The organism is Caulobacter sp. GW821-FHT10F06 (genome assembly GCF_058809215.1).
Genome location: NZ_JBXASK010000002.1, coordinates 232,789 through 245,395, shown reverse-complemented (window position 1 = coordinate 245,395; position 12,607 = coordinate 232,789). Strand labels below are relative to the sequence as shown.

General features: G+C 68.0%; 14 protein-coding genes and 2 tRNA genes. All 16 read right to left on the bottom strand.

Features of this window, described 5'->3' with window-relative positions:
- Window positions 1-13: 13 nt before the first annotated feature.
- Window positions 14-841, bottom strand: coding sequence for a p-hydroxycinnamoyl CoA hydratase/lyase (locus tag AC1RUS_RS04410; protein WP_492913428.1), 828 nt, complete (start codon window positions 839-841; stop codon window positions 14-16).
- Between the two features lie 15 nt (window positions 842-856).
- A complete protein-coding gene (locus AC1RUS_RS04405) occupies window positions 857-2,260 on the bottom strand; it encodes an aldehyde dehydrogenase (protein WP_492913426.1) in 1,404 nt (467 codons plus the stop codon).
- A 54-nt stretch (window positions 2,261-2,314) separates the two neighbouring features.
- Window positions 2,315-2,785, bottom strand: a complete 471-nt coding sequence (locus tag AC1RUS_RS04400; protein ID WP_492913424.1) for a MarR family winged helix-turn-helix transcriptional regulator — start codon at window positions 2,783-2,785, stop codon at window positions 2,315-2,317.
- A 189-nt stretch (window positions 2,786-2,974) separates the two neighbouring features.
- Window positions 2,975-3,051: transfer RNA gene (locus AC1RUS_RS04395), tRNA-His, on the bottom strand.
- Window positions 3,052-3,224: 173 nt separating this feature from the next.
- Window positions 3,225-3,956, bottom strand: coding sequence for an energy transducer TonB (locus AC1RUS_RS04390; RefSeq protein WP_492913422.1), 732 nt, complete (start codon window positions 3,954-3,956; stop codon window positions 3,225-3,227).
- 9 nt (window positions 3,957-3,965) lie between these two features.
- Window positions 3,966-4,400, bottom strand: coding sequence for a biopolymer transporter ExbD (locus tag AC1RUS_RS04385; RefSeq protein WP_492913420.1), 435 nt, complete (start codon window positions 4,398-4,400; stop codon window positions 3,966-3,968).
- A 5-nt stretch (window positions 4,401-4,405) separates the two neighbouring features.
- On the bottom strand, window positions 4,406-5,302 hold the full coding sequence (locus tag AC1RUS_RS04380; protein WP_492913418.1) for a MotA/TolQ/ExbB proton channel family protein: 897 nt from the start codon (window positions 5,300-5,302) through the stop codon (window positions 4,406-4,408).
- Between the two features lie 626 nt (window positions 5,303-5,928).
- Window positions 5,929-6,004: transfer RNA gene (locus AC1RUS_RS04375), tRNA-Phe, on the bottom strand.
- A 93-nt stretch (window positions 6,005-6,097) separates the two neighbouring features.
- The gene (locus tag AC1RUS_RS04370) at window positions 6,098-6,277 is read right to left on the bottom strand and encodes a DNA gyrase inhibitor YacG (protein ID WP_492913416.1); all 180 of its coding nucleotides are present in this window, start codon (window positions 6,275-6,277) and stop codon (window positions 6,098-6,100) included.
- The gene (locus tag AC1RUS_RS04365; RefSeq protein WP_492913414.1) at window positions 6,274-7,317 is read right to left on the bottom strand and encodes a ribonuclease E/G; all 1,044 of its coding nucleotides are present in this window, start codon (window positions 7,315-7,317) and stop codon (window positions 6,274-6,276) included. Before AC1RUS_RS04365 ends, AC1RUS_RS04370 begins: the two co-directional genes overlap by 4 nt.
- Window positions 7,318-7,327: 10 nt before the next feature.
- Entirely contained in the window at window positions 7,328-7,924 is a 597-nt protein-coding gene (locus tag AC1RUS_RS04360; RefSeq protein ID WP_492913412.1) for a Maf family protein, read from the bottom strand.
- A gap of 5 nt (window positions 7,925-7,929) precedes the next feature.
- Window positions 7,930-8,148, bottom strand: a complete 219-nt coding sequence (infA, locus tag AC1RUS_RS04355) for a translation initiation factor IF-1 (RefSeq protein ID WP_035044427.1) — start codon at window positions 8,146-8,148, stop codon at window positions 7,930-7,932.
- 98 nt (window positions 8,149-8,246) lie between these two features.
- The gene (locus AC1RUS_RS04350) at window positions 8,247-8,702 is read right to left on the bottom strand and encodes an arsenate-mycothiol transferase ArsC (RefSeq protein ID WP_492913410.1); all 456 of its coding nucleotides are present in this window, start codon (window positions 8,700-8,702) and stop codon (window positions 8,247-8,249) included.
- Window positions 8,703-8,709: 7 nt separating this feature from the next.
- Entirely contained in the window at window positions 8,710-9,186 is a 477-nt protein-coding gene (locus AC1RUS_RS04345) for a UPF0262 family protein (RefSeq protein ID WP_492913408.1), read from the bottom strand.
- Between the two features lie 21 nt (window positions 9,187-9,207).
- A complete protein-coding gene (gene hisD, locus AC1RUS_RS04340) occupies window positions 9,208-10,494 on the bottom strand; it encodes a histidinol dehydrogenase (RefSeq protein WP_492914139.1) in 1,287 nt (428 codons plus the stop codon).
- 38 nt (window positions 10,495-10,532) lie between these two features.
- Window positions 10,533-11,981 carry an NCS1 family nucleobase:cation symporter-1 gene (locus AC1RUS_RS04335; RefSeq protein ID WP_492913405.1) on the bottom strand — a complete coding sequence of 483 codons (1,449 nt, stop codon included), beginning with the start codon at window positions 11,979-11,981 and terminating at the stop codon, window positions 10,533-10,535.
- Window positions 11,982-12,607 lie beyond the last annotated feature (626 nt).

Genomic DNA, 12,607 nt, shown 5'->3' with positions numbered 1-12,607 from the left:
CCCTTCGCCGCGTCTAGCTCTGCTTGGCCAGATCGTAGGCGCCCAGGCCGGGCTTGTAGGTCTTGTCGTCGATGAACTGCTTGATGCCTTCCTTGCGTCCGTCGTTGTCGAACGAGTTGGCGGCTTCCTGGGCGCGGACCAGATAGTCCTCGGCGTTGTCGTAGGTCATTTCCTTGACCCGCCGGACGGCGTCCTTGGTGGCCTTCAGCGCCACCGGGTTCTTCTTCAGCAGCACCTCAGCGAGCTCGCGAACCCGGGTCTCCAGCTGGGCCAGGGGCACGCTTTCATTGACCAGCCGCCACTGGGCCGCCTTCTGGCCGTCGATCAGCTCGCCGGTCAGGGCATGGTACATGGCGTCGCGCAGCGGCACGAGGTCGACCACGACCTTGGTGGCCCCGCCGCCCGGCAGGATGCCCCAGTTGATCTCCGACAGGGCGAACTGAGCCTCGTCGGCCGCGATGGCCAGGTCGCAGGAATAGAGCGGGCCGTAGCCGCCGCCGAAGCACCAGCCATTGACCATGGCGATGGTCGGCTTGTTGTACCAGCGCAGGCGCCGCCACCAGCCATAGGACTCGCGCTGGGCCTGACGCACCGCGCCCAGGCCCTTGGCCTCGGTCTCGCGGAAGTATTCCTTCAGGTCCATGCCGGCCGACCAGGCCGAGCCCTCGCCGGTCAGGACCAGCACCCCGACATCATCGCGATATTCCAGCTCGTCCAGCACCTCCATCATGCGCCGGTTCAGGGTGGGGCTCATGCAGTTGCGCTTGTCGGGACGGTTGAACTTCACCCAGGCGATGCGGTTCTCGACGGTGAAGGTGGCGGTGTCGTTGACCTCGGTCATGACGTCTCTCTCGAACTAGATGGGGAAATGGCCGGGCTGGGTCTCGATCGTGATCCAGCGCAGCTCGGTGAAGGCCTCGATCCCGGCGCGGCCGCCGAAGCGGCCGTAGCCGCTAGCCTTGACGCCGCCGAAGGGCATCTGGGCCTCGTCGTGCACGGTGGGGCCGTTGACGTGGCAGATGCCGGACTTGATCTGGCGCGCCACCCGCAGGCCGCGGGCGGTGTCTTTCGTGAAGACCGCCGCGGACAGGCCGTACTCGGTGTCGTTGGCCAGTTCGATGGCATGGGCCTCGTCGCGGGCGCGGGTGATCCCGACCACCGGGCCGAAGCTCTCGTCGCGGAACAGCTTCATGGCCGGGGTGACCTTGTCGACCACGGTGGCGGGCATCAGCACGCCGCTGGACGCGCCGCCATTGACCTGCACCGCGCCGGCGGCCACAGCGTCGGCGACCAGGCCTTCGACATGGGCGACGGTCTTGGCGTCGACCACGGCGCCCAGCGGCGTCTTGCCCTCGCGCGGGTCACCGACCGCCATCGTGCCGACCTTGGCCTGGAACTTGGCGACAAAGGCTTCGGCCACGGCGTCGACGACGATGATCCGCTCGGTCGACATGCAGATCTGGCCCTGGTTCATGAACGCCCCGAAGGCGGCGGCCTTCACGGCTTCGTCCAGGTCGGCGTCGTCCAGCACGATCAGTGGGGCCTTGCCGCCCAGCTCCAGCAGCACGGGCTTGAGGTGCTCGGCGGCGCGCTTGGCGACGATGCGGCCCACGGCGGTGGAGCCGGTGAAGTTGATGCGGCGCACGGCGGGATGATCGATCAGGGCCCCGACGATCTCGGCGGCGTCGGCCGGGGCGTTGGTCACGACGTTGACGACGCCTGGCGGCAAGCCGGCCTCGGCGAACGCCTCGATGATCAGGCCGTGGGTGCGCGGGCAGGTCTCCGACGCCTTGAGCACCACGGTGTTGCCGCAGGCCAGGGGCGTGGCGATGGCGCGGACGCCCAGGATGATCGGCGCATTCCAGGGCGCGATGCCCAGCACCACCCCGGCCGGCTCGCGCAGAGCCATGGCCAGGCAGCCGGGCTTGTCGGACGGAATGACCTCGCCGGCGATCTGGGTGGTCAGGGCGGCGGCTTCGCGGACCATGCCGGCGGCCAGCATCAAATTGAACCGCGCCCAGCCTTCGGTGGCCCCGATCTCGCCCATCATCGCGTCGACGAAGGCGGCGGCCTTGGCCTCCAGGGCGTCGGCGGCCTTGGCCAGCAAGGCGCGGCGGGCGTTGGGGCCCAGAGCGCTCCAGCCGGCCAGGGCGGCCTGGGCGGCGTCGACGGCGGCGGTGGCCTCCGTCGCGGTCATGGCCTTGGAAGTGGTGGCGACCGCGCCGGTCACCGGATCGCGTCTGTCGAACGTAGCGCTCATCGGCGTCTCCCTTTCGTGTTCGTCCGGCGACTGCGCGCCGTTGGTCTTGCGGGGCTAGAGGGCTTCGGCGGGCTCTGGCGCCTCGGCGGGCTGGTCGGGCCTGACCCGGGCCAGCAGTCGCGCCAGCTCGGCGCGTTCGGCGGGGCTCAAGGCCCCGAACACGGCGTCGTCGTGCTCGGCGGTGATGCGTTCGATGTCGCGCCCCAGGACGACCCCGGCGGGCGTCAGGTGCAGGGCGTTGGTGCGGCGGTCGCGGCCGGGACGACGCTCCAGCGCCCCCAGGGCCTCCAGCTCGTCGACAGCCTTCATGGTGCTGGCGCGGTTGATGCCCAGGGCGCGGCCCAGGCTGATCTGGTCGCAGCCGTCGTGTAGGGCGATGTAGATCACCGCCGTCGCCCGGGCGGGCGTCACGCCCAGCGGGGCCAGGCGCGCGGCCAGGGCGCTCATGGCCCGCAGGTCGACATAGTGGAACTGAAGGCCGAGCCGGTCGCCCAGCGATCCGAAGACCTTGATCCCTTCCCTCACCCGCGCCTCCTTGAGCGTCCCGTTGACGCCATCGGTACGCTCGCAAGACTGTATGTGCAAGATACAATTTAGATGAAAGCGAGCGCGCCGGTCAGCTCATCCGTCGAAGGGGACATCGCCGCGCCGGATCCGCGAGGCGCATAACGAAAAAGCCCGGGGCGAAACCCCGGGCTTTTCAGCGTCTTGCGATGGTACCGCCTCTCAGGCTTGAACTGAGGACCTCCGGTTCCACAAACCGGCGCTCTAACCAACTGAGCTAAGGCGGCGCATCGCGAGGAGGTGTCTTTAATCGGACAGGCCTTCGGGATCAAGCGCCGAAAGGCCCTGCTCCAAAGGAAAACGTCCCGCCCAAATGACCTGGCCGAAACGCCGGGTCCAAAAAGAAACGCCCCGGAGCCGAAGCTCCAGGGCGTTCCTGTCTTTCTGGCGAGACCAGACCCTATTGCGGGACCTGGAACACGATCGGAACCGTGATCTGGCCACCATCGACGGGCGCGCCGTCGAGGGTCTTAGGCTTCATCCGGAACAGTCGCGACAGCTTGATCGCGGCGTCACCGAAGCCGTAGTCCGCCGGATTCTCGGAGACCACGGAGCAGCCTTCGAGCGTACCGCGGGCGGTCACCGAGCAAGAGATCGTCGCCTTGCCGTTGACTTCCATCCGCTGAGCACGGTCCGGGTAGTACCGGGCCATGTCATCGCCGCTGGGCTTGCGAGCCCAGTCCGGCTTGGTGATCACCGAAGCCCGGGCCGGCGGGTTCGTAGGAACCGGCGGCACGGAGGAGATCACCGGCGGAGCCGTCGTTTCGATCCGCTTTTCAACAGGCGGGATCGGGAGCGGCGGCGGCGGCGTGATGTCCGGCGGGGGCGCGATCGGCGGCCGAGGTTGCACCACCGCGGGAGGCGGCGGGGGCTCGTTGGTCGGCGGAGGCGGCGGAGGAGGCGGCGGCGGCGGCGGGGGCGGGGGCGGAAGCTCCACGTCCACGGCGTCGTCCGAATACTCCTTGAACACCGACTCGAACTTCTGCTTCGCCAGGTAGGCGAAGAGCAGCCCGTGCAGACCAACAACCACGACAAGCGCGATGCCGAAGGGGCCTAAACCCTTTTTCCGGCGAGGGCCTTCCGAAGTGAGCGGATCGTAGTGGCGATGCTCGGGCGTTTGTTGTTCAGCCATGCAGCACCCCTAGCTATTATCGTCCTTGCCGATAAGAGCGACGCTATAGAAGCCGTTATCCTGGAGGGTGTTCATAACCTCCATGAAAGCTCCGTAGCGTGTCTTCTCGTCGGCTCGGATGTAGATGCGCTCCTTGGTGGGATCGCGTCTGCCGATGTTCTTGGCGAGGTCCTGCCCCATTTCGTCAACCGTGGTGGGAAAGTCTCCGATGAAGACCTGCCCCGATTGTTTGATGGAGATGTAGACCGGCTTCGGCGGGGTCGTCGATGCTTTCGCTACCGCCGGCGGCAGGTTTACTTCGACCGACACGGAGGCGAGCGGAGCCGCCACCATGAAGATGATCAGGAGCACCAGCATGACGTCCACGAAGGGCGTGACGTTGATGTCGCTGTTCTGTTCGACGTTAAACCTGTCGCCCCCACCGCCTGAGAGTTTGGCGGCCATGGGTCTTACGCCCCTTTGTCGAGCTGACGCGAGATGGCGTTCATCAGTTCAGCAACGAAACCTTCCGAGCGGGTGCCGTAACCCGAGATGCGGGTCTGGAAGTAGTTGTAGAAGATAACCGCAGGAATAGCGGCGAACAGACCGATACCGGTGGCGAGCAGCGCTTCGGCGATGCCGGGGGCGACGACGGCCAGGTTGGTCGTGTTGGTGTTCGCGATGCCGATGAACGAGGTCATGATCCCGTAAACCGTACCGAACAGACCGATGAACGGACCGGCCGAACCGACCGAGGCCAGGAACACCATGCCGCCCGACAGACGCTTAACCAGCGAGGCTTGCACCGCGTTGATGGCGTAGGTGGCGCGAGCCAGGGTCGAGTCGCGGTGATCGCCGCCGACCGCCAGGCCAGCTTGGCGCGACAGTTCGACTTCTTGGGCGGCCGCGGCGGCCATGTCGGCCATCGGGTTGCCTTCGAATTCTTCCGACGAACCGATGCGGGCGATGTCGGCGATCGAGCGAGCGCCGCGGAAGGCTTCCAGGAACTTGTCCGATTGCTTGTTCAGGGCTCCGAACTCGAAAATCTTGGTGAGCAGCAGAACCCACGAGAAGACCGAGGCCAGCAGCAGGCCGATCATGACGACCTTAACGACGGCGCCGGCGGCCAGGAACATGCCGACCGGGGTCAGCGAGTGGCCTTCCTTCTTGGGTTCTTCGGCGGCGGCGTCAGCAGCCGGGGCCGGAGCCGGGGTCGCGGCGGCGTCAGCGGCCGGAGCGGCGGCGGTGCTTTCGGCGGCGGCCGGGGCGGGAGCCGCGGCGTCCTGGGCGAAAGCCGGGGCGCTCGCCATCAGCGCCATGGCGCCGACGAGAGCGATGAGGGGGGTCTTCCGTTTAATGTCGAGCATCTGTCGCCAGTTCCTGATTGGTCTAGCACGTTTGGACCGAGGGTCGTCGCGCGAGAGCGTCTCCACCCTAACTCTGAATAGCCCACCTGGAGGTCGATTTCTCTTCCTACCTGGCGGACCCGCTTCGCTGCGCTCGATCCGTTACGCCCCTCAAGAGGACTAGGCCCCCAGGAAGGATCGTTTCGAAGCGCGGATGATCGAAGCCCCCTGATCGAGGGCTTTGACCTTACCGCAATGTTAGAATTGCGGCAGGGGTCCTTTGGCAACCCCTTTTCGCACCGTCAAGGGGTTCTGCTGGGCATAAAATCATCGCCCCGACTGCGCCAAAGACCTGGTTGCTGCGACGCACAAAAGCGAAATCAGGATTTGAGGGCGGTTTTTCCCTATCAACGGGAATAGTCACGCTGCGCTGCAGCATAATAACAAAACAGCGGTTGGCGAAGAACAGGCGCCCGATGGGGCGGCGCCGATTACAATCCTGCCTTGTCGAGGCCTCCGCGACGCCCGAGAGGTCTGACCAGCGGAACGCCGGGGGCCTGACGGTCACGGCGACAGGGGCTGTGCTTCGTGAATTCACATCGCCGCCGCCGGAAACCGGTTCAATGAGCGGGAAAACACAAGAAAAGTGGTGCCTGGGGGCGGATTCGAACCACCGACACGCGGATTTTCAATCCGCTGCTCTACCAACTGAGCTACCCAGGCCCTTGGGCCCAAACGGTCCGAAAACCGCTTCAGCGCCCGCCCTACGGCGGGGAGCCGCGTCTATAGGCGAGGCCGTTTTGGATGTCCAGCGCTCTAATCGTCATTCCTGTTGATCTCTTCAGAGAGCGGATTCTCGTCGTCTTCCTCGGCCCCGGGCACGACGTAGCGACCCGACAGCCAGCGCTGCAGATCCACGTCCGCGCAGCGCTTCGAGCAGAACGGCTTGGCGACCGGATCGACCGGCTTGCCGCAGATGGGGCACCCAGTGCTCATGATGCGGACACCTCCATGCGATCGGTCGGCCAGCCGGCGACGGCCTCGACGGTGAATCTGCGGCCCAGCCGATCGGCGAGGCCGGCGTCGAGCGCAGCGAAGGCCTCGGCCACGACGGGCGCGCAGCGGGCCAGCAGGCGACCGCCGGGATCGGCCCGCCCTTCCCGCTCCAGCGCCCGCGCCAGACGGCGGGCGACGGCGGGGGGATTCGGCGCGCCTTGCGAATCCAGCAGACGTTCGAGAATCGACCGGCCGCGCCGGGGAATCGTCATCTCCAGCGTGCCGAAACGGCTGATCGCCCCGATGGCCACGCCGGGATTGTCGATCGAGAAGGCGTTGCGCGCCGCGGTCGACAGGGCCTGGCCGTCGTGGCCGCGCCCGACGAGGTCGAACACCACGATGCCGCCCAACCCCTTGAGTCGGAGGATTCGCGCCGCCACGCTCAGGGCGGCCATGTTGGCCTGCCGCGCGGCGCGCTTGGCGTCGGCGCCTTCCCGCGCGCCGAGGTCGACGTCGATCGCCACCAGGGCCCGCGTAGGCTCGATGCTGATGTCGCCGCCGCCCGGCAGGGCGAAGATCGTCTCCAGGGCCTCGGCCTCGGCCGCCTCGACCACGGCCAGGGCCGCCTCTCCGGTGGTGGGCGAGCCCGACTTCACCAGCAGGCGCAGCTGTTGTTCGACGCTGAGGGCGGGTTCGAGCACGCGCGGCTCGCCCTCCCCTTCCCCGACGAAGCGGGCCACGGCCGCCTTGTCCTTGCGCGAGGGGGTGCGAATCTCGATCTCGACCAGACCGCCCTCGACCAGCTTGGGCATGTCGGGGCGCAGCGGCAGCAGCACGTCCTGGCCGCCGGGCAGCTGGACGAAGGCCGAGGCGAAGGCCCGCTCGATCTTGCGGATGCGGGCCACGCCGCGCACGCCGTCGACGTCCAGCGGATCATCGCCGTCCCAGGTCGCGATCAGCCGCTCGGGCCGACCGTCCAGGGTGACGACGCCGACGGTCTCGCCGACGCCCTTATAGAGATAGGCGCGACGTTCGCTCATTGAGGGGCGCTCATTGGTCTTTCCAGCCCAGCCCGCGCAGCAGGTTCAGGGTCTCGTACAACGGCAGGCCGACGACGCTGGTGTAGGAGCCGTGCAGGTCGATGATGAAGCCGCCAGCCACGCCCTGGACGGCGTAACCGCCGGCCTTGCCGCGCCATTCGCCGCCGGCCAGGTAGTCGGCCTGCTCGGCGTCCGACAGCCTCTTGACCTGCACGCGGGTCTCGACCAGCCGGAAGGCCTCCCGGCCGTCTGGTCCGATCGCGGCGACGCCGGTCAGGACCATGTGATTGCGGCCAGACAGCAGGGCCAGGCACTTGGTCGCCTGGGCCTCGGTCTCGGCCTTGGGAAGGATGCGGCGCCCGACGGCGACCACGGTGTCGGCGGCGAGCACGAAGGCGCCCGGCTGGCGGTCGGCCACGGCGCGCGCCTTTTCCCGCGCCAGGCGCAGGGCGTGGCGACGCGGGGTCTCGTCGCGCAGCGGCGTTTCATCGATGTCGGCGGGATCGACCCGATCGGGCGTGACGCCGACCTGCTTGAGCAGGTCCAGGCGCCGGGGACTCGCGCTGGCCAGGACCAGCGCCGGCTGGACGGCCGTCTGCGAGGACATCGAGCCTACTTGAACCGGTAGGTGATGCGGCCCTTGGTCAGATCGTAGGGCGTCATTTCGACCAGCACCTTGTCGCCGGCCAGCACGCGGATGCGGTTCTTGCGCATCTTGCCGGCGGTGTGGGCGATGATCTCGTGCGCGTTCTCAAGCGTCACCCGGAAGGTGGCGTTCGGCAGCAGTTCGCTGACCGTACCGGGAAACTCGAGGAGTTCTTCCTTAGCCATCAGGCCTCTCAAATGGAGCGAATCGAATAGCCGCGACGGCGCGCCCGATCGGGTGATCGAGGCGCGGGCCGCCGCAGCGAGGCGCCTCTATAACGCATTCACCCCCCAAACGTCGATGGTGCGCCGAAACGTCTCTTGATCGCGTCCGCCAGGGCGTCGCGAACCTCGCGATAGGCCGCCAGCCGGGCCTCGCGCGAGCCGTCCTGCAGGGTGGGATCGTGGGTCGGCCAGTACTCGATATCGACCGCTCGCCCCCGCGCCAGCTCGACCGCGCGGTGCTGGGCCTCGGGCGTCAGCGAGACGACGACGTCGAAACTGTCGTCCTCCAGCTCGGCGAAGGTCTTGGGCTGATGGGTCGAGACGTCGAGACCCAGCTCGTCCATCACCGCGATCACGAAGGGGTCGATCCCCTCGCCTTCGACGTCTTCCTTCAGGCCGCACGAATCAACGAAGGCCCGGGTGCCGTAGAATCGCTTGAACAGGCCCTCGGCCATGGGCGACCGCACCCGGTTGTAGTTGCAGGTGAACAGTACGGCGTCCGGCAGATCAGGCACCCGCCCCCTAGCCCCGCCAGTGCAGCGCGCAGATCAGGGTGAAGAGCCGGCGGGCGGTGTCCAGGTCGGTCTTGACCTTACCCTCCAGCCGCTCGCGCAGCAGCGACGAGCCTTCGTTGTGCAGGCCGCGCCGGCCCATGTCCAAGGCCTCGATCTGTTGCGGGGTCGAGCTGCGGATCGCCGAGTAATAGCTGTCGCAGATCATGAAGTAGTCCTTGATCACCCCCCGGAAGGGCGACAGGGACAACAGGTGCCGCCGCTCGTAGCTGGGTCCGACGATGTCGAAGGCCAGGCGGTTCTCGATCAGCGACAGTTTCAGGTCGTAGGGACCGGCCTCCGACTCGGCCGGCTCGAAATAGTTCGAATCCAGCAGGTCGAAGATGGCGACCTGCCGCTCCTGCTCCTGGTCGCGCGAGGCGGCCGCGAGGCTGTCGTCGTCGATGACGATCGACTTCAGGTGCTGGTTGGTCTTGGCGTCGGTCATGTGTCGCCGGAGATTTGCGCGTCAGCCTTCGGAAGGCAACCGGATGGATGCCGAAAGGGCGTGGGCGGGCAGACCCTCCGCCCTGGCCAGGGCGACGGTGTGCGGTCCCAGGATGGCGAACGAGGCGGCGTCGCACTTGGCGATCGAGGTGCGCTTGAGGAAGTCGTAGATCGACAGGCCAGACTGGAAGCGCGCCGCGCGGCTGGTGGGCAGCACGTGGTTGGAGCCGGCCACGTAGTCGCCGATGGCTTCCGGCGTCAGGCGACCCAGGAAGATCGCGCCGGCGTGGCGCACGCGGTCCGACAGGCGCTCGGGATCGTCCAGGGCGAACTCGACGTGCTCGGGGGCGATGGCGTCGACCAGGGCCGGGCTCTCGTCCAGCGGGGCGATGATCACCGCGCCGTGGTCGCGCCACGAGGCGGTGGCGTCCTCGCCGGTGGCCAGGGTCTTCAGGCGCGCCTGGACAGCCGCTTCGACCGCCGAGGCGAAGGTCTCGTCGTCGGTGATCAGGATCGACTGGGCGGCGGGGTCGTGCTCGGCCTGGCTCAGCAGGTCGGCGGCGATCCAGTCGGGGTTGTTCTTGTTGTCGGCCACCACGACGATCTCTGACGGGCCGGCCAGGGCGTCGATGCCGACGACGCCGTACAGGCGGCGCTTGGCGGCGGTGACATAGGCGTTGCCGGGGCCGACGATCTTGTCGACGGGCTGGATCGGTCCGGCGCCATAGGCCAGGGCGGCGACGGCCTGGGCCCCGCCGATGCGCCAGATCTCGGTGACGCCGGCTTCCTTGGCGGCGGCCAGCACCGCCGGCTGCAGCTTGCCGGGCGGCGTGACCATGGCGATGCGGTCGACCCCGGCCACCTGGGCGGGCACGGCGTTCATCAGCACGGTCGAGGGATAGGCCGCGCGGCCGCCGGGCACATAGACGCCCACGGCCTCGATCGGCGTCCAGCGCCAGCCCAGCTGCACGCCGGCCTCGTCGGTCCAGGCCTGGTCGGCCGGACGCTGGCGAGCGTGATAGGCGCGGATACGGGCGGCGGCGAAGGCGATGGCCTCGCGCACGTCGGCAGGGGTCTCGGCGGCTCCGGCCTCGATCTCCTCGGCGGTGACGCGGACGGTGTCCTCGGTCAGGTCGACGCGGTCGAACTTGCGGGTCAGGTCCAGCACGGCCTGGATGCCGCCCGTGCGTACGGCGTCCAGCACCTGGACGACGGAGGCGTCGACATCCGCCGGCGAACCGCGCGGTTCGTCGAGGAAAGCCTTGAAGGCGGCGGCGAAGTCGGGGGCGGAGAAGTCGAAGCGGCGCATGGGCGTGTAGATGCGGGTTTTTACCCGCATGACAAGGGCTAAGCCGCCCTGCCCCGCATCATCGCGCCATAGACAGCGCCCGCGATCACCAGCCCAACGAACCACGCATACGTATAGAGCCCCGTCCAGAACGCCCCCACGCCGCCGAACAGGTGCGGCGCCGCCGAGGCCAGGAAGCCTGGCAGGTTGGGCGCGACGCCGACAACCAGGGCGACGATCGCCGCCGGGTTCCAGCCGCCCCGATAGGCATAGCGGCCGCCGCGTTCGTAGAGCTCCTCCACCGCCAGGTCGGTCTTGCGCAGCAGCCAGTAGTCGACGATCAGGATCCCTGCGATCGGCCCCAGCAGCGCGCCGTAGCCGACCAGCCAGGTGAAGATGTAGCCCTGGGTGGTCTCCAGCAGCTTCCACGGCATGATCAGCACGCCGATCCCGGCCGTGATCCAGCCCCCGATGCGATAGGTGATCCTGGCCGGCCACAGGGCCGAGAAGTCGTAGGCCGGGCCGACCAGGTTGGCGGCGATGTTGCACGACACCGTGTCGAGGCTGATGATCAGCAGGCCGATGACCACCGCGACGCCGCCGATGTCGCCGGCCAGCTGCACCGGGTCCCACACGGCCTTGCCGAAGATGATGACGGTGGCCGAGGTGGTGACCACGCTGACCAGGGCCAGCAGGCCCATCGGGATCGGCAGGCCGAGGGCCTGGCCCAGGATCTGGTCCTTCTGCCGCCTGGCGAACCGCGTGAAATCGGGGATGTTCAGGGCCAGCGTCGCCCAGAAGCCGACCATGGCCGTCAGGGCGGGGACGAAGACGCTCCAGAACTGGCCGGCCTTGGCGCCATTGGCGGCGAAGGCCGAGGGCTGGTGGAAGATCGGCCCCAGGCCGCCGGCCTTGTCCATCGCCCACCAGACCATCAGGCCGCAGATCACGACCTTGATCGGCGCGGTCCAGGTCTCCAGCCGGCGCACGGCGGTCAGACCCTTGGTGACGAACAGCAGCTGTATCCCCCAGAAGACCAGGAACGACAGCAGCTGCCCGACGCCGATGCCCAGCAGCGGGATCGGCGCGCCCTCAAGCTTCTTGCCGACGATGACGCCCAGCAGGGTCAGCAGCGCCCCGCCGCCGATCCAGGTCTGGATGCCGTACCAGCCGCAGGCGACCACCGCCCGCGCCACGGCGGGCACGCGCGCGCCGATCACCCCGAACGAGGCCCGCGCCAACACCGCATAGGGCACGCCGTGCTTGGCCCCGGCATGGCCAATCAGCAGCATGGGGATCAGGACGATCAGGTTGCCCAGCAGCACGGTCGCCACCGCCTGGCCGGCCGACATCCCCTGCTCGATCAGGCCCGAGGCCAGCATGTAGGCCGGCACGCAGATGACCATGCCCAGCCACAGGGCCGCGAAGTGCCACCAGCGCCAGGTGCGCTTGGCCTCGCCGGTCGGCGCCAGGTCTTCGTTCCAGAGGTCGCTGTCGGGGGCGCTCATGCGGGAGCCTTCCGCGGGCGCAGTCACGTCGGATCGCGCCGGCCCCCGCCTCGCACGCGAAGGCCGAGCTTAGAGGCGGTCGGGCCGCACTGGCAATAGGGCGCGCGGCAATCGGCGGAACGGCGTTCGCCTGGCGAACCACCGTTCCGCTAGTGGCCGAGGTTAGCTCAGACCCGCATAGGCCAGTGTCGCCATCCCCACGCCGAGCAGGAGAATGAGGCCCACCAGGGTCAAACGTCCCCAGTCTAGGCAGGGACCGCCGTGGCGAAGCACCGGCGGTTCAGGCTTGCTGATGTCGCACGTACGGAAAAACACCGACTGGGACTCGCCAGTCGCATAGGACTTCCTGGCCATCGCGGCCTCCATGACGTTTCTCGCGCCTCTGTCGGGCGCGTAGCGTCAGGTTAACACCTTCGCGTAGCGGGCGAGTTCACTAGCGCGTGGGACGAATCCTGGGCGCCGCGCCTGCCTGTTTGGAAATCACGAAAAAGGCGCGCCTACGGATCGATCAGCGGGCGCCCAGCGGGTGCGCGGGTTGCACGGAAACCTCGTCCTTCGACAGGCTCAGGATGAGGTCTTCGACAGGCTCAGGATGAGGTTTCCGATCGCCAAAGCCTGCGAATGGA